The sequence below is a fragment of the Pseudoalteromonas rubra genome, from assembly GCF_004212645.1.
In the GTDB taxonomy this organism is placed as follows: domain Bacteria; phylum Pseudomonadota; class Gammaproteobacteria; order Enterobacterales; family Alteromonadaceae; genus Pseudoalteromonas; species Pseudoalteromonas rubra_G.
Genome location: NZ_PPUZ01000006.1, coordinates 47,467 through 66,090, shown reverse-complemented (window position 1 = coordinate 66,090; position 18,624 = coordinate 47,467). Strand labels below are relative to the sequence as shown.

The following is an 18,624-nucleotide window of genomic DNA, read 5'->3' as shown; positions in this document are numbered from 1 at the left end:
TTGGTTTTATTGCGCTGTAACCATCACATTATCGAGCCGATATACAGCGCCTTCACCCTGCCCCCAGGCTGGGTAAATCATGATGATGTCAATACCGCTGATGTTCACCCCACCATCTTGCAGTGTCTGAAGTGGGAAAGTATAGGTCTGCCACTGGCCAACCTGAGGCGCCACCGCCTCCAGACTGTCGGTCAGATTAAGCTCCAGCGCAAAACTGGCATCCAGTGCTTCTATCTTAAACTTCCAGGGCGCACTGCTATCATTGGGCGTTGTCACCACCTTGAGATCAAACTGCACTGCGCCTTTTTCAAGATAAGCAGACGCATCCAGATAGTGGCCATCTTCAGCAAACAAGCCCATTACCGTAGGCTCGCTGCCTACTTTAAATTCAGCCACCATGCCCTGAGTCATATCATCGTTTTCAAGTGTTGGCACAGAGCCACCACAACAGTCCCACAGCGTCCATTTAGCTGCCACATCATCGGCAAATAACACTTCCCCCGCAAACTCATCGGCCTGATTCGGGTCGTAAATTTTCACGTTATCTATGCGGTATACTGCACCTGCGCCCTGGCCCCAGCTGGGAAAAACCATTAAGACGTCAATCGCACTGATGTCCAGACCAGCTGCAACCAAATCGGTTAGCTTAAACGTGTATGTTTGCCACTTGCCAACCTCAGGTACGGCTTGCTGGATACTGGTATCTAAAGTCAGCTCGGCTGCACTTTGCGCGCCCACCGATTCCGCTTTAAAAAACCAGGCTGCACTGGCATCTTGTGGTGCACTGACCACCTTCATGTCAAACTCAATCACGCCGTTAGAGAGGATAGAAGACGCATCGAATGGCGCAGCTGAGACGCCTTCAGCCGCAATAAACTCTTGTCTGGAAATAAAGCCCATCACGGTTGCCGTGTCACCGATTTTAAACTCTGCCACATTGCCATGGGCATCATCGTCTAGCTCAACCGAAGGTAAAGAACCGCCACAGCAATCCCACATTGGCCAGGCTGGGTTTTCGCTCTCCTCAAACACTGTCAATGCGGTGGTTTTGCCTGGTGTCACAATCGCAACATCTGCGACGCGATAAATTGCGCCTTCACCACTGCCCCACGCCGGGAAAATAAGCAATGCATCAATACTGCTGATGTCCAGCCCCTGCTCAGCCAATGTCTGAAGCGGGAACGTAAAAGTTTGCCATTGCCCAACCTCAGGGGTGGCCCCTTCTGAGCTTTCAGACAAGGTCAGTTCAACCGCTTTTTCTCCGTTAGCGCTTTCTATTTTTAACATCCAGGGCGCGTCTGTATTTGCAGGCGCAGAAGTCACTTTCAAATCGAAACGCACAACACCGGATTCAATCAACGAAGAGGCATCGAACGGACTGGGGCTGCCTCCCGCGTCCAACGCCATCGGATCACGAGAGATAAACCCATTGACTGTGGGCTCACTGCCCACGCTGAACTCGATAACCGTACCAGCTGCGTCGTCTTCCACCAGCGCAGGTACGCTGCCACCACAGCAGTCCCACGCTGGCCAGTCTTTATTAAGCTCACCGTCAAAGATTTGCAGGCTATCACCTGAGGTTGCAGGAGGGGCTGGGCTGGGTGCTTTGCCTTCAACCAGCGCATCCTCTAAAGAATCCCACCCGCTGCGAATAGTGTCGCAGCCTTTGCCGGTTTGCGGGTTTTGCTGACACTGGTAGACCCGGACATAATCCACCTCAAAGGTCTGCCCGTTGGCAAAAGCCTCTGCATTTACACCCGTCTCATTGACGGCTTCCGGCCAGTTTCCACCTACCGCCAGATTCAGGATCAGATAGAAGCTTTGATCAAACGGTGCGCTGTCCCAGTGCGTTACCAGCTCACCGCTGCCCTGGTCGTGATACTCGGCAAACCAGCCCCGATGTTTAAGACTGAAGACATTGCCTTCACTGTCGTAAAGAGGGTCGGACTGACGTTGTGTCGCGTACAGGTAATCATCCACGTACCAGCGTATTTCACCTTCCTGCCACTCAAGGGCATAGGTATGGAAATCATCGGCCGGATTAGCCCCGCCCGGCAGGCTATATGCTTTACCAGAATGCACATTGTCCGGCCAATCTTTACCATAATGTAAAGTACCGTAGACCTGGGCCTCAGGGGCGCCATCCGCCCCTTGTGCTTTTAAATTGACCGCCTCAACAATGTCTATTTCACCGGAGTTGGGCCAGCCGCCATAGACTTCGTCCGTTGGCAGCATCCAAAATGCCGGCCAGCTACCCTGCCCGCTTGGCAGTTTTGCCCGCATCTCAAATCGGCCATATTTGAAATCCGCTTTGTGTTTAGTGATCAAACGCGCCGATGTGTAGGGTTTTTCGGCGCCGTCCTGCGCGCTCAGTGCGACAATTTTTAATGTCCCGTCACTAACATATGAGTTAGCCGGGTCATCGGTATAGCATTGGCGCTCTTCATTGCCACCACCCTGGCAGTTCACTTCGTGCGTCCAGTTTTGGGGATTAATTTGTGACTCATCAAACTCGTCCTGCCAGACAAGCTGCCAGTCACTGACCGGCGCCGCGGGATCTGTTTTGCTCAGATCGGTGCGCGTTTTAGCATCGCCGCCACAGCCGGTTAAACCAGCCAATGTAAGCAGGACACTCACTGCGGTGAGGGATTTTGCAACTTTTATCATAATGTGTGTTCCAACTAATCGTTCCGATTGTTGCGCAGCACAGACGTATTCTTTTCACAGTCTGGCACAAGGCCGCTGTTGTTGTTATGTGCGCGCTGCTATTAGGAGTGCTGGCAACTCGCACTGTCCGTACTACCGGGAATGAGCAGCGAACCAGATGACCGGTTCGGACTGCGCCTGAGGGTATCCTGTAAAATTAACTGAAATGTTACAATGGAAACGCGCCATCACGGGCAACTGCTGCGACACAAGAATGTGGGCCACAATAGTGCACGACAAGACGATACAAAAATAAGATGAAAGGTTAGCCTTTTGTTTTCCTTGGCTTTTGGAGGGTATCGGGTACAAATATATTGCACCAAAACTCGCAGTCGTTGCACCAGAAGAGGTAATACTTGTGGCTGCTGACTGATATTTCTTGTTTATAGTAACGCGAACCAGCTAGCTCAATGTTTTCTTTTTGGCGACAAATTGCTGTAATGCCTGACTATAATTGCGACTGACTTTGAGCTCCACCTGTCCTTTAAGCGTCACCAGGCTCTCGTTATTTCGCATAGGTTTAATCGCAGTGACATAACTTAAGTTCACTATAGTCGACTTATGGATCCGGGCAAATTGCGCCTCATCCAGCAAAGTCTGTAGTTTTTTCATGGTAATGCGCAGGACATGGGTTTCTGACTCAGTGTGCACACACATGTAATCACCAGCAGCATCAATCCAGCGAATGATATCCATGGGCACCAATACCTGTTCATTATCGCTGTTTTTAATGATCAACTCTCTGTCCTGCTTAGCAGGTAATGGGCGGTCTGTTTCCAGCCAGGACTCTAGCTCAGTTACCGCAAGGCCAGACGTTTGGGTGAGTGCCTGAAGTAACCGGTATTTTTCCTGCTCGGCCTGATGAGGCTGGCGGCGCTCCAGGATCCGAGTCACGGTCTTTTGTAACCGGCCTAGGTTTGCGGGTTTCAGGACATAATCAATGGCATTAAGCTCAAAGGCGTCTAATGCATAATCGCTGTAAGCGCTGACAAATACCACCATGGGCAGTACATCCGCCTGTATAGCCTGCACCACTTCAATGCCATTAAGCCCGGGCAGTTGCAGGTCCAAAAATAACACATCGGGGCACAACTCATGACATAAGCGGATCGCGTCATCGCCATTTTCGGCCTGACCAATAACCTCGACTTCCGGGATCTTAGCTAGTCTCAGACTCAACCCCTCGAGCGCGAGGGGCTCATCATCAACAATGAGAGCTGTCAGTGGCTTTGTCATAATTAGTCAACCTCGTACGGCAGCACTAAGGTCACCGTGTTTCCCCCGGCTGCGTTTTTATTCAAAGATATATTGAAATTCCCGCTGTACATAACGTCCAGCCTGGATTTGGTATTGTTCAGCCCGATACCAAATCCTTTTACTGCCATGCCATTATCACCAGTCCCGCTGTCTGAAATTTCGATAACCAGTTGCTGCCCCTGCCTCTTTGCCGATATGCTTACTTCTCCCCCCTGTTTACTGGGCTCAATGGCATACTTGATGGCATTTTCAACCACAGGCTGACATAGCATATTCGGCACCAATGCCTTCAATGCATCGGGGTCGAGTGAATAGCACACTGATAAGCGTGCTCCAAAGCGCACTTTTTCGATAGCCAGATATAACTCAATCAGCCGAACTTCTTCTTGCAAAGAGATCCGGCTGCCCTCGGTGGCCTCGAGCGAGTGGCGAAAAAAGTCACAGAGCTTGTCGAGCATTTCTGACGCCGCGTCGTTATCTTCTTTGAGGATCAAAGTTGAAATGGCATTCATAGTGTTAAACATAAAATGCGGGTTAAGCTGATAACGCAGCATTTGTAGCTGCGCGTCCTTTGCCTGTGTTTGGGCCCTTAACAAGCGCTCGTGCTCTTTTTGCAATCGGCTGTTGTAAAGCATGATAAAAAATATCGACGTCCAGACAAACATAGTGGTCAGTGAAAACAGCAACCAGCCGCCAAACTCCAGCATGTTCCAGGCCTGATCCCAGCGCTGGTCATGTACTATGACCTTGTAGCTGGCGAGCTTGATGATGTTATAAATCAGGCCCAGTAAAGCCGCAGAAAGAAAGCTGATAAAGAGTGTGCGCTGCAATGGCTGATGAATGATCCTGCGGATAAACAACCACTGTATGAGTGACAATGCAAAGCCACTGAGGCTTTCGACGCCCAGATTGATCACCTGCCCGGTGAGATTAAAACCGGGTGAATCAAACTGAGGCTGAATGATTGCCAGAAACACCACTGCCGCATAACCAAGCCAGCCGGCAATTTGTAAGCTCCAGAATTGCTTAGACAAATGAGGAAGTGCAGAAGACTCTGGCTCAAGCGGCGCCAGTTCACTTTGTTGCGGTGTAAATACAGACAAAACAGTACTCAGAATAAGGCTCTATCCTGCGACACTCTAAAACTTTTTAAAAATTTAGCAAGCTAGCCTGTACGCTTTTCCCCGTTTAGAGACATAAAAAAGGGCCATTACGGCCCTTTTATCAACATAACAGCTTATGACGCATAGCGCTGTTCAAGATACGCAAAGGTGGCTCTCAAGCCAAGTCCTTCGCCACCAACCGGTCTGCCAGGTAAGGCACGTATGTTCCACGCCATCACATCGAAATGCACCCAGGGCGTCTGCTCTGGCTCAACGAACTCTTTAAGATACAAAGCGGCGGTGATTGAGCCACCAAACGGGGTTGAACCACAGTTCGCCATATCAGCTACATCGCTCTTAAACAGGGCCTTATACTGATCGAACAAAGGCAATTGCCAGATGGGATCCTGAAGCGCATTACCTTTGGCAATCATCGCATTGGCGACTTCCTGATCGGTACTGTAGAAACCTGGCAATTCTGTGCCCAGCGCGATACGACACGCACCGGTCAATGTGGCGAAGTCGATCAGCAGATCAGGCTGCTCTGATTGTGCCTCTGCCAGCGCATCACACAGTACCAGTCGACCCTCAGCGTCGGTGTTGTCGATTTCAACCGTTAAACCTTTACGCGTTTGGATCACATCGCCTGGACGAAAAGCGTTACGCGAAACCGCATTCTCTACCGCAGGGATCAGAACACGCAAGCGCACAGGTAACTGAGCGGCCATGATCATCTGTGCCAGACCCAGAACATGCGCAGCTCCGCCCATGTCTTTTTTCATGTTACGCATGCCGGAAGCCGGCTTAAGATCCAAGCCACCTGAGTCGAAACACACGCCTTTACCAACCAGAGTCAGTTTAGGTGCATTTTCATCTCCCCAGCTGATATCCAGCAGGCGTGGCTTGTTTTCACTGGCTCTGCCCACCATATGAATGGTTGGATAGTTGTGCTCCAGCAATTCGTCACCAACTATCTGAGTGAACTGAGCACCAAATTTGTCTGCCATTTCAATACAAATCTCTGCCATGTGTTGCGGCATCATGTCGGCGGCAGGCGTGTTAACTAAATCTCTGACCAGGTAAATGGCATCCGCCTGATCCTGCAATTTTTTCAACATGGTTTCGGACTCTATCGCCAGTTTTGCACTGGGCGCAGAGGCCTTTTTGTAAGCATCGAATGTATACGCACCGAGTAAGTAACCAAGCGCGGCTTGTTCTACAAACGCTTCATCACCTTGAAAAGAGTAAGTGCCTTGCGGCAGCTGGGCGGGCAGATCACCTGCCAGCCACATATCGTCCAGTGACTCAGCCAGACATAGCACTGCGCTGAGTTCGCCGCTCTGGATATCTGGGATCAACAGGGTTTTTTGTGCTTTATGCCTGGTAGCCAGCGTGATGTTTTTAGCTTGTGGCGCATTTTCCTCTAACCATTCGCTTAGCTGGCTTTCCTTTAAAAAATGTACCGGTATTCCTTGTGATGAGTGAACAAGTAAATGACTCATACGTGCCTCTTGAATTACATAAACCTGACAAGAGAATACCAAGGTGGGAAGAATATTTCACTCACTGGATGAACAAAGCGAATTAATAAACTAAAAATGGCCCTAAAGGGCATTTTAATCATTTGATTTTTCGTTGCTTTTTGGCTTTTTGCCTATCGAAAACGAACTGGGTAACACATCGACCCCTAACCACTGACCCAGCTTAACAATGAGTGGAATGGTAATGGGCGCAAAAGGCAGTAAGGCAAAAACCCCCAGACCAAGCCCCTTAAGGATATCAACAAACTGCTGGTTCGCCGTCGCCAATTCTTGCTTAGACACGCCACCTTGCGGATAACGTTTGTAAATATCTAACATTGCGCGGGTTTCTTGCTTTTCCTGAGCCAGTGCAATTTTTAAACCAACTAGAGCACGCCTTAATCTTAATTGTTGACGTTTTTTGCTGATCCTTGCGACTCGAATGGGCGCTTTATGTACTACTTTAATTAATCGCATTCGCATACTTGGGGAATAACAGTACTTCCAATACTAGCAGAAATAAAAAATGGACGTTAGCTTAGCGTGTTCGCATCAATCAGCTCTCATTAATTTGTCTAATACCAAGCTGCTTTGCCTATCTCAGTTGCCGAGTTGAGGATTACAACAGTTCACATTTTAAACACCTTAGCAAAAAAGCAGGCTAAAGCACGCAATAATGATATTTTAGTGAACAATTTTCACGCCACGCCGTACCCAATAAAGCCCCATAAATGACCATTTTTTGTACCGCAAACAAAAAGTTATTGAAAAATTTGACCTTGTTAAATTCACTGCTACCTTTAATGATGCAGTGAACATATTTGCAATTATCATCAATAAAGGGTACACAGATAGTTAACCAAAGATGTGCAATTTATGTAAATTGTGAAATAAGACAACATATAATAACTGGGGAAACAGGATGAAACTACAAACAAACGCGCTAAGCCGTGCGATTAAATTTGCTTTAGCGTCAACGGCAACAATGGGGTTAACGGTCGCCAGCGTACAGGCAGAAGAAGCTGATGCAGGTGCCGAAAACAAGAAAATTGAAAAAATTGCGGTGGTTGGTTCTCGTGCCGCACCACGCTCTGTCGGCGACTCTCCCGTACCAATCGATATCATTGGCGGAGACGATCTGAGTAAAGCTGGTGGTGACGACATGCTGGAGCTACTGAAAGGTTCGGTGCCCTCTCTGAACGTTCACGCTAACCCTATCAGTGACGCTGCCTCTTTGGTACGCCCCGCTAACCTGCGTGGCCTGCCAGCAGACTCAACCTTAATCTTACTGAACGGTAAACGCCGTCATCGCTCCTCCGTAATCGCCTTCTTAGGCGGCGGTATTAACGACGGTGCTCAGGGCCCCGACATTTCTGTGATCCCCAGTATTGCACTAAAACAAGTAGAGGTACTGCGTGATGGTGCGGCGGCACAATATGGCTCCGATGCCATCGCCGGGGTACTGAACTTTGTACTGAAAGATGCATCCGAAGGCGGCAGTGTTTCAGTCAAGCAGGGCCAATATTATGAAGGCGACGGCGACACAACCACAGTAGAAGGCAACATCGGCCTGCCATTTACCGACCAGGGTTTTGCCAACCTGAGCTTCCAGTATAAAGAAGCCGACCCAACCAGCCGCAGTGTTCAGCGTCCAGATGCACAAGCGTTTATGGATGCGGGTTTGGAAGGGGTACGCGATCCGGCTCAGGTCTGGGGTGCACCAGAAATCAACGACGACATCACGCTGTTTGGTAACGTTGGCCTGGAGCTGACAAACGATTCTCAGTTCTACATGTTTGGTAACTATTCCGAGCGTGATGTAAAAGGCGGCTTTTATTATCGCAACCCAACTACACGTCCTCAGGTCTATGGCGGTGTGATCCGTAACGTCAATGGTGAACCAACCAGACGTCATCCAACTGATGAAGCACAGCAAGCAGCGTGGGATGCGGCAACGCCAACGGTACTGGTGGGCTCATTAGACGGCTACGACCAACAAATCAACTGTCCCGTTGTTGAGCTTCAGTCAAATGGTCTGCCAGATCAAGCTGCTCTGGACTCACTTGCAGCAGCAAACTGCTTTGCTTTCAACAATATTTTACCAGCCGGTTTCACGCCTTTCTTTGGTGGTAACATCACAGATACGTCACTCACCATAGGCACTAAAGGCGAGTTTACGGATGGCTTTATGAAAGGCGCGTATTATGATTTCAGTGGCTCAGTGGGCCGCAACGAATCACGCTACTTCATTACCAACACGGTTAATGCTTCTATGGGTCCTGATACTCCAATGGAGTTCAGCCCGGGTAAATACATCCAGCTTGAAAAGAACTTTAATGCCGACTTCTCGAAGGGCTATGACTTTGACCTGGCCTACGATGTCAACGTAGCGGGTGGTCTTGAGTGGAAAGAAGAAACATTCGAAGTTATTCCAGGCGACGAAGCGTCCTTTATCGCAGGCCCGCTTACACAGCAGGGCTTTGGTATCGGCTCAAACGGTTTCCCTGGTTTTAAACCATCACAAGGGGGCGAGTTCTCACGTCGCAGCTACGCAGCTTATATTGATATTGAAACGCCATTTACCGAAGAGTTCCTGATGGGTTGGGCGCTGCGTTACGAAGACTATGACACCTTCGGCTCAACAACCAACTACAAAGTAACCTGGCAATATCATGCGACAGAAGATCTGGCGCTACGTGGTTCACTCAGTACTGGTTTCCGCGCCCCGACGGTTGGTCAGGCAAATGTGAGTAACGTTCAGACTAACCTGAGCAGCGGTGTGCTGGTTGACTCGGCACTGTTACCGCCTACTAACCCAGTTTCACAGCTACTGGGTGGTAGCGAGCTGCAGCCGGAAGAATCACAAAGTTATACCTTGGGTGCGGTCTATCAGTCGGGTGACTTGTTCCTGACTATCGACTACTACAACATTGAGGTGGAAGACCGCCTGAGCCAGTCAAACAAAATTGATTTAACACTGGAACAAAAGGCGGCACTGAAAGCCGATGGCGTGCCAAATGTAGACAGCCTGGCGCAGGTATCTTTCTTCACCAACGACTTTGATACGACAACTCAGGGTGTCGACATCGTTGCTAACTACTCGATGGACCTGTTAGGCGGTTTTGCTACCTTTAGTGCAGCCTATAACTGGAATGAAACAGAGGTTGATAAGTTCTCTGCTATTACCGGTGACTTTAAAGTAGCGCGTCTGGAAAAAGACTTACCACAGCACCGCGCAACTTACACCTGGACGCAGCAGTGGGAAGACTTCTCAGGCTTCCTGCGTTACAACTACTACGGAGAATATCAGGGCGTGCACGTAGATTATGACGCAACAGCGATTATGGCCGATCCGTCATTCACGTTTGACGCTGAGCTGACTTACTTTGCCACTGAAAACATCAGCCTGACTGTTGGTGCGAATAACATCTTCGACCAGGATGCAGAGAAAGTTGTCGACTTCCTGGAAGACGGCGCCACAGAGCTTACTCCCTCAAATACCTGGGGTGGTATCTACTACGAGACGTCTCCATATGGGATCAACGGCGGCTTCTACTATGTAAAAGCAACCTATACATTCTAACGATTTACTGTAACCCAGAAACAAAGGGGGAAGTAGCTATAGCTATTTCCCCTTTTTATTTCTATCATGTATAAAAACTGCTTTAAAACCATATGCTACTGCTAGAAAGAGCCTCAGAATTACTCGAAGAAAATCGGCTACGTGAAGCCGAGTTTATGTTCAAGCAAGTCCTTAAACAGAACCCCAAAAACGGCAAAGCCCTGTTTGGCCTTGGCAGGATCTGTATGCGCCTTGAACAGTATGACAACGCTATTTATTATCTCAAACGCGCCTGTGAGCATCTTCCTAAAATGCTCGATCCCCTCTATGCGCTGGCGGATGCGTTTGTCGCCGTTGGCTCTCCTGTTGATGCCAAAACCGTACTTGAATACACGCTCAGTGTTGCCCGGCATAATGCTCAGGCCCACTATCATTTAGGTCAGTTTTACCTCGACTACGGCTTTATTGATAACGCGCGCAATGTGTTTGAAGCTGGCCTTGCCTGCCCACATTCGGGTATTACTGTGTTTATGATCCATGAATTGATCAAGCTTACCGAAGGCGACAAACTCAATGAGTATCTGGCGTTACTCGATACACTTGATGCCGACCTGGAAAATCCAAGGCTGCACATTGTTACTCATTATGCCAAAGCAAACGCCCACGAGAAGCTGGCAAATATAGACGCCGCTTTTAGTCATTATCAGCAGGCAAATACTGCTCAGCATGCGCTCTGTGATTTCCACACCTCAGCCATGCAACCCTTTTTCGACTATTTAAAAAGTAGCTTTAACGCAGCGTATTTTGCTAAGCCCGCAGACAAGGTCAAAGCCACCTTTACACCCGTGTTTATCGTTGGTTTGCCCCGCACAGGCTCTACCTTGCTGGAGCAAATGCTGATCCAACATTCTCAGGTGGGCTCTATGGGCGAAAGCACCGTGATCAGCGACGATATTGTGCCCTACCTGAGCATGCGCAACGAAGCACCATTCCCGGATTGTACCAAAACACTCAGTACCTCTATGCTGGATCATTGCCGTAACTTATACGTCGATGAAATAAAACGGCATCGCGTTGCTGAAGAAGCAGTGATCAACAAGCTGCCAGCTAATTTCCAAAATATTGGCCTTATCTACAAAATGTTCCCCGATGCGCGCTTTATCCATATGACCCGGGAATTTTTGCCTAACGCCTGGTCAGTATATAGCAACCATTTTGCCGAAGATGAGCCCTATTTTTGCTCTTTGCAGGAATACCAGCTCTACAGCGACATGACAGACGATGTAATGGCACACTTTAAAGCCATGTTGCCACGTAATATCCATACAATGAGCTACGAAAAGCTACTAGAAGAACCCGAGCGGGAGATCCGCAAGGCACTCAACTTTATGTACCAAAAATACGAGCCGGAGTGTATGGAATTTTATAAGAGCCATAAAGTGGTCTCTACCTTAAGCAAAGCACAGGTGCGTAAACCACTGAATACTGCCCCGCTGGTGAACTGGAAAAAATTTGAGGCGCAGATCACCAAAGAGCTGGCTTTGCCCAACTCACACTGACGGGGCTTGTCCGAACCGCTCGAACCAGGCCAGCAAGTCAGAAAACTGGTCTTGCCTTGCCGCACTGTGCGTTAACATATTGATGTGGTCATAATCATGCTGATGTCCATAGCGTCTGCCATAGACGACAATTTCCTGGATGCCGGTACCCGACTCAGCCATAAACTTTTTGATATCAATCGGCTGTGCCAGTGCTTTGTCTTTGACTCCGGCGATATGTAAGGTGGGTGGCAAGGCTCGGTCTTTCAGCGCCGCGGCGTAATCGAAGCCATCATCGCTGTCTACCCACGGCAGGCGCTTTGCCCATTGAACACTCTGCGCATGAGACTTACGCGTTTCATTGTCTGAGCCCCACTTTAGCCGCCGGGCAGGCAGGTAACCATGCTTTTTAACCTGCCAGAACGCAAGTGTATACCAGATGAGGTTGGCTTTTAGCAGCTTCTCAGGATGGCGATTATAAAGGCTGCGTTTTGTACCAAAGTATACACAGGCACTGACGTGCTCTATTTCTTGGGGAAACCTGGCAAAAACACTGTTTAACAACACGCCACCCCATGAATGCGCCACCCAAAACTGAGGCCGTTTACCCGTTTTAGCCGTTATGTACTGCAAAATAGCGGGAATATCTTCAACAATCGATTCCGTTTGGCCATGTGTATCTCCTTTACTGATAGCTGGTTTACTGTCCCCTCTGCCACGTAAATCGGCCACAAAGCATTGATACCCCTGACTGGCTAAAAAAGGCGCTAACCCTTTGTTGCTCTGGGTGTAAAAGATTTTGCCATTTTCAACCGCCCCATGTATGAACAGCACAGCCGGACCTGATTGTTGCTCATGGTAAATATGACGCAGGTGAAGCTGGTGGCCTTCACCAACCGGCACATAGAGAGAGTTTTGCTTGATCATGTCAAAGTATAGAGTCATTTTTTAAACTCATCGTACCAGCCAGTCATAGCCATCGCAAGTTTGCCCACCCCGTCAATAATGATAAAGGCACAGCGCAAAGCGAATAATTTAGATATAATGGCGTATCAATGAAGTAAGTAAATAGTCATCCGATGCATCCCAGAAACAAACACCTACAGGGCTATGACTTTGCCCAACTTTGTCAGGCAAACCCGGCCTTAAAGCAGCACTTACATAAAAACCCTCATGGTCATGACACCATAGACTTTAGCGACCGAAATGCGGTCGTGGCTCTGAATCAGGCACTTCTTGCCAGCGACTACGGCGTGCAGTTCTGGCAACTGCCGGAGCCATTTTTATGCCCGCCAGTACCCGGGCGCGCCGACTATATTCACGCCCTGGCGGACTTGCTTGCCGAGGACAATCAGGGCGAAATCCCCACCGGCAAGCAGATCCGCTGCCTCGACATAGGAACCGGTGCCAACCTGATCTACCCGCTGATAGGTCAGGCTGAATATGGCTGGCAGTTTACCGGCTCAGATATTAATCCCATGGCTGTGTCCGTGGCGCAAACGCTGGCTAAAGCCAATGGGCTGGGGATCAAAATCAGGCAACAAAAGGATCAGCACGCCATTTTCAGTGGCATCATAGGGGCAAAAGACAGTTATCACCTGACTATGTGTAACCCGCCGTTCCACGAAAGTGCAGAGGCTGCACAAGCCGGCACAGCACGAAAGTGGCGCAACCTGGGCAAGTCACAACGACCCGAGAAGTTGAATTTTGGTGGTCATGCCCCGGAGCTCTGGTGCCCGGGTGGTGAGCTAGCCTTCATCAAATCTATGATTGACGAAAGCCAGGACTTTGCTGAACAAGTTGGCTGGTTTACCTCACTGGTCTCTAAAAAAGATAACCTGCCCGCGTTGCAACAAGCCCTGCAAAAGGTCAAAGCGCGTGATATCAAAGTGATTGATATGCAACAGGGCCAAAAGACCAGCCGTTTTATCGCCTGGCGCTTTTAGCTAATTTAAAGGGTGCACACAGGCAGAGTTCAGAGTTTATTGAGCTCTGCTTTATAGTGTTTTCTGCATACCGAAACATAGCGGTCGTTACCCCCAATTTCGACCTGCGCACCGTCTGCAATCGCGCGCCCTGTTACATCCAGTCTTAATACATGGTTGGCCTTGCGACCACAGTGACAAACCGTTTTCAGCTCAATCAGCTTGTCTGCCCAGGCCAGCAGATACTGTGCGCCTTCGAACAGTTCGCCGCGAAAATCGGTTCTGAGCCCGTAACACAGTACCGGGATCCCCAACAAATCGACTACATCGGTTAACTGCGAAACCTGCTGCTTGCTTAGAAACTGACTCTCATCGACCAGAATACAATCCAGAGATTGCTTGTCATGACACTGATTAATCAGACTTAACAAGTCAGTTGTGCTCTCATACGTATGCGCATCGGCTTCAAGCCCGATCCGCGATGCTACTTTGCCAACCCCGGCACGATCATCCAGCGCAGCGGTGAGAATAAACGGGTTCATGCCCCGTTCGCGATAATTAAATGCAGATTGCAACAAAGTGGTAGATTTACCCGCGTTCATTGCTGAATAATAAAAATATAATTGCGCCATGTGCTGATCAGCCGCTAAAAAAATTCGCGATAGTCTACCCAAACTAAGTCGAATAAGCCAGCCTAGTCAAATACCTGCCAGGGTGCCTGCACGGGAAGCCTGCTACTGTCCTGAGCATCTCCCGGATAGCTTTGCCGGTTAATGTAAGCAATATAAATATGGTGCAGCTCAGTGGTACTTAAAGAAGACCACAAGGCCTGTGCGGTGGGGGCATGCAAAGCTCTGAACTGTTTAGAAAATGTCAGATAACCAAAACTGATATCCAGCGGCGGATATACCGCTTTGAGCTGCTTGCGATAGGGAAATGCAGCGACCGCTTTACCGTCTACCTGACATAACCCAAAGGTGCCATGGACTTTGCCCTTAAGGACCAGCTCAAAGGCATCGCTCTGAGAGTCGGTGTTCAGGATAGTGTATTTGTCGTGGCCTACCGAGTCGGCCACCGAATAGCCTCTTGGCACCGCCAGATTGATAGGGTAAACCTGCTCGGCAATGGCGTTTTGTAACTGCTCCATACCCACCAGGCACGTACCCAGTCGACTGATAGAGCTCAGCGTATCGGGTGAGCCATCCTCATTCAGCGGGTAAGCAAGAAAATCCTGGCGCGACGGTCGGTAGCTGGCTATCACGGCATCCACACGATTGCGTTTGATTTCATAAAGGCAACGCTGCCAGGGTTTACGTACAAACTGAAACTGCACGTCGTCGACCTGAGTTTCGAGCTGCCTTAAAATTTCGATGGTTGCCCCGGGATTTTCCTGTGGCACATCCAGTCCGTTACCCAGGAAAAAAGGGGGAATATGCTTGTCTTCGTAACACAGTCTGACAGACACTTTTGCGGCCGCCTGGCAGCAGACCAGCAAAAACATCAAAGAGATAAGAGTAAATCGCATTAAAACAGACTTTTAGTCGGGCTTTACCTTATTATATAACCCACCCGCAGGCTTGGCTATGACGAGCCGACATTAGTGGGTAATTTTTATCCCTTCATGGGCTAACAGCCAGGACTTTCTTGCCAACCCACCTGCGTAGCCTGTCAGCTTGCCGTTTGCACCAATTATGCGATGACAAGGGACGATAATGCTGATTGGATTTCGACCATTGGCAGAGCCAACCGCCCGCACAGCCTTCGGGTTATTGAGCATATTTGCCATCCAGCCGTAGGTGTTCGTCTCACCAAACGGAATTTGACACAATAACTGCCACACCGCTTGCTGAAAAGGTGTCCCCTGCGTGTCCAGTGCCAGATCAAAACTCGTCCGTTGTCCGTCAAAGTACTCCGTCAATTGCGCGCAGGCACTTTGCAGATGTGCATTGCTCCCCTCTGGATGCTGAGATTTCGGCGCAACACCCACATAACTTAGCCCTTTATCGCTTGCCTGTATGGTTATATCGCCAACAGGGCTTGCCAAAACAGTTTGAATTTTCATAATTTACTCCTTTGCGTGGGTGCTTGTCTATGTCAATTGTTGCCATAAGTGAAAGGTCAGATAGCTTCTGAATGGGGCGCAGCCTGCTTCATCTATCTGCCCCACCTTATCAACCGCCTTTTGTACGCCCAAATCACCACCCAGATAAATATCCGGTGCACTCAGGCCGCGCATTTTTGCGTAATCGACAGTCCAGGGGCCTATGCCTTTGATTGCCAGCCAGGATTCTGGGGCGCAATCCGGCGCATCCACATAATGTTGTGCCAGTGCGATGATAGCCTGTTTGCGACGCTCCGGCATTTTAAAAAACGCCAGCTCGGATGCCGCTATCGCTGCGGGACCGGGCAACTGATAGGTGCCATCTTGCAGTGGCTCACCCAGTGCTTCAACCAGCTGGATCATCAGGTTCTTAGCCGCCACCACACTGATTTGCTGCCCCAGTATGGCACGTATGCCGGCCTCAAACGGCGTCCAGATCCCAGGCAATCTGAGCCCCTCTTGCAGCACTATCCCATCGCAATGCTGCTGTAAATGCGCGTTGATAAACACAGCGTCGGCATCCAGGTCTAAAATGCGGCGAATATTGCTCACCACCAGAGGCAGACCTTTTAGATCATTCATTTCAATCAATACTCTGAAGCGGTTCTGCTCGCCCTCAAAGTACGCGCTAAAGCGCCCATGATACGCGCCCAGCGTAAAATTACGACCGTAACTGCTGTCGTCTAACCATTCCAGTCCCCTGACCAGGCGGTGTGCTAGAAATTCCCTAAGCAATTGCCAGTTGTAGGGCGGGCGAAACGCCATCATCAACTCAATCTGGCGATTGGCCTCAGCCCCGCGCCGTAAACTGGATGGCGTTATCTGATATAGTCGGCTGAATGCGTCGTTAAAACGGCGCTGGGAGTTAAATCCACAGGCATAGGCAACCTCAGTTACCGGCAAGGCCGTTTGCTGCAACAATTGCTTGGCCAGATCGCACTGTTTAAACAAAGCATATTGTTTAGGCGCTATGCCATAATACTGCTGAAATAATTTTCCCAGATAACGAGCAGTGATCCCCAGTTTTTCGGCCAGCTGCTCAACACTTGCACCGCTTAGGAAGCCATTGTCTATCATGCGCTTTGCCCGAACCGCTGTGGTTTGCGTGCCCATCCAGGCATAGCTGCCCGGAGCGCTATCTGGCCGACAACGAATACAGGGCCTGAACCCAGCCTGAGCGGCCGAATGCCCGTGCTGATAATAAACTACGTTGTGTTCTTTTGCCGCCGGTGCAGGGCAAATTGGACGACAGTAAATACCGGTGCTTTTCACCGCCACATAAAATAACCCATCAAACCGCGCATCTCTGCTTTTTCGTGCCTTTTCGCAAACTTCTGAGGAAAACATACTTTACTCTTGTGTGTGACCCGAACCCAGTATAAACCAAACAGGCCCGGATACTGGCCATATTCGGAACCCAATACACAGAGTTCAGCTGATGTCACAGCCATTATGCGTGTATTAGCGCTCAATTTATAGTGATGACCCGGTTCAATATAATATCTTGGTCTCACTTGCCCGTAAGATCAGAACCGCAACTCCCCTATTGCATCTGATTGCTATTTAAAGTCCAAAAACTGAACTGAAATGAGAATAATAATCACTTGTTAATGTATTGATTTATATAGATTTTTTATTGACACATAAAATTAAATACGTACACTGGCGTCAATTTAGAAAGAATTGAGGTGACACTTATGCAAGGCAAGCAACAGGTAATTGATGCATTTAACGCACTACTGGCCAATGAGCTGGCAGCGATTGATCAGTACTTTATTCACTCCCGCATGTATGACGATTGGGGACTGAACAAACTTTATGAGCGTCTTAACCACGAGATGGAAGAAGAAACCACACACGCAGACTGGCTCATCAAGCGTATCTTGTTCCTTGAAGGTGTCCCTAACATGACTAAACGCCGCGACCTGCTTATCGGCAGCGATGTTAAGTCGATGATGGAAAACGACCTTAAGCTAGAGCTGGAAGTGGTTGAAAGCGTTAAGCACGCAATCAAAATCTGCGAACAAGAACAAGACTACCAGTCACGCGCGGTACTCGAAAAACTACTGTTTGATACCGAAGAAGATCATGTTTACTGGTTGGAACAGCAAATCGGCTTGATCGATAAAATCGGCATCCAAAACTATCTGCAATCTCAGTTGGCATAAGGGATCATTATGAAAGGCGATAAAGCTGTTATAAGTGCACTGAACACCGTTCTGGCAAACGAGTTGGTGGGTATTAACCAATACTTTCTGCACGCCCGTATGTTTAAGGATTTTGGTTTTACAATGCTTGACAAAGCAGACTATAAAACGTCTATCCAGAAAATGAAAAATGCTGACCGCCTGATTGAGCGCATTTTGTTTCTGGAAGGCCTGCCTAACTTGCAGGATCTGGGCAGACTCAAAATTGGTGAAAACTGCGAGGAAATGATTGCTGCCAATATGGCATTCGAACAGGCATCTTTAGGAGACCTGGTTGACGCCATCGCTTTGTGCGAAGAAAAGCAGGACTATATCAGTCGCGAAGCGCTGGACAATATCCTCAACGAGCAGGAAGAACAAATTGACTGGCTGGAAACCCAGCAACACCTTATCAAGGTGACTGGCATCGAAAACTATTTGCAGACTCAGATGTGATACTAAAAAAGGGCTGAAAAGCCCTTTTTTTTGAGAATGTGTATTTAATGAAGTAAGGGCTTAAGCAACCTGCTCTGTGACATCAACAATGTCGATAAGCTTTTCATTCAGTATTTTCTTCGCACAGTTACAGCACTTGCCGCACTGCGAACCTACACCCAGCTCTTTGCTCAAATCACGCATAGACCTTGCGCCATCATCAATAGACTCGGCGATTTTTTTATCCGTAACACCGTGGCAAATGCAGATATACATAACTGAAAACCATTC

General features: G+C 48.9%; 16 protein-coding genes. 5 read left to right on the top strand and 11 right to left on the bottom strand.

The features are described 5' to 3' along the window. Positions 1-6 precede the first annotated feature (6 nt). The 5 genes from C3B51_RS03345 to C3B51_RS03325 all read right to left on the bottom strand — a co-directional run bounded on the left by C3B51_RS03345 (position 7) and on the right by C3B51_RS03325 (position 7,063). Positions 7-2,667, bottom strand: a complete 2,661-nt coding sequence (locus C3B51_RS03345; protein WP_130244171.1) for a glycoside hydrolase family 16 protein — start codon at positions 2,665-2,667, stop codon at positions 7-9. 441 nt (positions 2,668-3,108) lie between these two features. Then, positions 3,109-3,942, bottom strand: a complete 834-nt coding sequence (locus C3B51_RS03340) for a LytR/AlgR family response regulator transcription factor (protein WP_130244170.1) — start codon at positions 3,940-3,942, stop codon at positions 3,109-3,111. 2 nt (positions 3,943-3,944) lie between these two features. Next, on the bottom strand, positions 3,945-5,066 hold the full coding sequence (locus C3B51_RS03335; protein WP_130244169.1) for a sensor histidine kinase: 1,122 nt from the start codon (positions 5,064-5,066) through the stop codon (positions 3,945-3,947). Between the two features lie 134 nt (positions 5,067-5,200). Further along, positions 5,201-6,568 (bottom strand): leucyl aminopeptidase family protein, encoded by a 1,368-nt coding sequence (locus tag C3B51_RS03330; RefSeq protein WP_130244168.1) that lies wholly within the window; start codon positions 6,566-6,568, stop codon positions 5,201-5,203. Between the two features lie 114 nt (positions 6,569-6,682). Further along, the gene (locus C3B51_RS03325) at positions 6,683-7,063 is read right to left on the bottom strand and encodes a hypothetical protein (protein ID WP_130244167.1); all 381 of its coding nucleotides are present in this window, start codon (positions 7,061-7,063) and stop codon (positions 6,683-6,685) included. A gap of 445 nt (positions 7,064-7,508) precedes the next feature. Here C3B51_RS03325 and C3B51_RS03320 point away from each other — a divergent pair, with 445 nt between their 5' ends. Then, on the top strand, positions 7,509-10,169 hold the full coding sequence (locus C3B51_RS03320; protein ID WP_125781487.1) for a TonB-dependent receptor plug domain-containing protein: 2,661 nt from the start codon (positions 7,509-7,511) through the stop codon (positions 10,167-10,169). A gap of 92 nt (positions 10,170-10,261) precedes the next feature. Further along, positions 10,262-11,707 (top strand): tetratricopeptide repeat-containing sulfotransferase family protein, encoded by a 1,446-nt coding sequence (locus C3B51_RS03315; protein ID WP_130244166.1) that lies wholly within the window; start codon positions 10,262-10,264, stop codon positions 11,705-11,707. On the opposite strand, the gene C3B51_RS03310 is transcribed toward C3B51_RS03315, so the two are convergent. Continuing rightward, positions 11,699-12,613: an alpha/beta fold hydrolase gene (locus tag C3B51_RS03310; protein ID WP_130244179.1), complete on the bottom strand. Its 915-nt coding sequence runs from the start codon at positions 12,611-12,613 to the stop codon at positions 11,699-11,701. The genes C3B51_RS03315 and C3B51_RS03310 overlap by 9 nt on opposite strands. Positions 12,614-12,765: 152 nt before the next feature. Between C3B51_RS03310 and rlmF the strand changes: the two genes are divergently transcribed. Continuing rightward, entirely contained in the window at positions 12,766-13,632 is an 867-nt protein-coding gene (gene rlmF / locus C3B51_RS03305; protein WP_130244165.1) for a 23S rRNA (adenine(1618)-N(6))-methyltransferase RlmF, read from the top strand. Positions 13,633-13,661: 29 nt separating this feature from the next. Here rlmF and C3B51_RS03300 read toward each other — a convergent pair whose 3' ends face one another. From C3B51_RS03300 to C3B51_RS03285, 4 genes are all read right to left on the bottom strand, one after another. After that, the gene (locus tag C3B51_RS03300; protein ID WP_125718342.1) at positions 13,662-14,243 is read right to left on the bottom strand and encodes a thymidine kinase; all 582 of its coding nucleotides are present in this window, start codon (positions 14,241-14,243) and stop codon (positions 13,662-13,664) included. A gap of 62 nt (positions 14,244-14,305) precedes the next feature. Further along, positions 14,306-15,136, bottom strand: coding sequence for an amino acid ABC transporter substrate-binding protein (locus tag C3B51_RS03295; RefSeq protein WP_130244164.1), 831 nt, complete (start codon positions 15,134-15,136; stop codon positions 14,306-14,308). Positions 15,137-15,208: 72 nt separating this feature from the next. Further along, entirely contained in the window at positions 15,209-15,673 is a 465-nt protein-coding gene (locus C3B51_RS03290; RefSeq protein ID WP_130244163.1) for a methylated-DNA--[protein]-cysteine S-methyltransferase, read from the bottom strand. 27 nt (positions 15,674-15,700) lie between these two features. Next, positions 15,701-17,059, bottom strand: coding sequence for a DNA-3-methyladenine glycosylase 2 family protein (locus C3B51_RS03285; RefSeq protein ID WP_130244162.1), 1,359 nt, complete (start codon positions 17,057-17,059; stop codon positions 15,701-15,703). 350 nt (positions 17,060-17,409) lie between these two features. Between C3B51_RS03285 and bfr (C3B51_RS03280) the strand changes: the two genes are divergently transcribed. Together bfr (C3B51_RS03280) and bfr (C3B51_RS03275) are read left to right on the top strand one after the other, a co-directional pair. Next, positions 17,410-17,880: a bacterioferritin gene (gene bfr, locus C3B51_RS03280; RefSeq protein WP_046003410.1), complete on the top strand. Its 471-nt coding sequence runs from the start codon at positions 17,410-17,412 to the stop codon at positions 17,878-17,880. A gap of 9 nt (positions 17,881-17,889) precedes the next feature. Continuing rightward, complete coding sequence (bfr, locus tag C3B51_RS03275; RefSeq protein ID WP_125718350.1) at positions 17,890-18,354, top strand: bacterioferritin; 465 nt, start codon at positions 17,890-17,892, stop codon at positions 18,352-18,354. A 60-nt stretch (positions 18,355-18,414) separates the two neighbouring features. Here bfr (C3B51_RS03275) and C3B51_RS03270 read toward each other — a convergent pair whose 3' ends face one another. Next, positions 18,415-18,609 (bottom strand): (2Fe-2S)-binding protein, encoded by a 195-nt coding sequence (locus C3B51_RS03270; RefSeq protein ID WP_010380974.1) that lies wholly within the window; start codon positions 18,607-18,609, stop codon positions 18,415-18,417. Positions 18,610-18,624 lie beyond the last annotated feature (15 nt).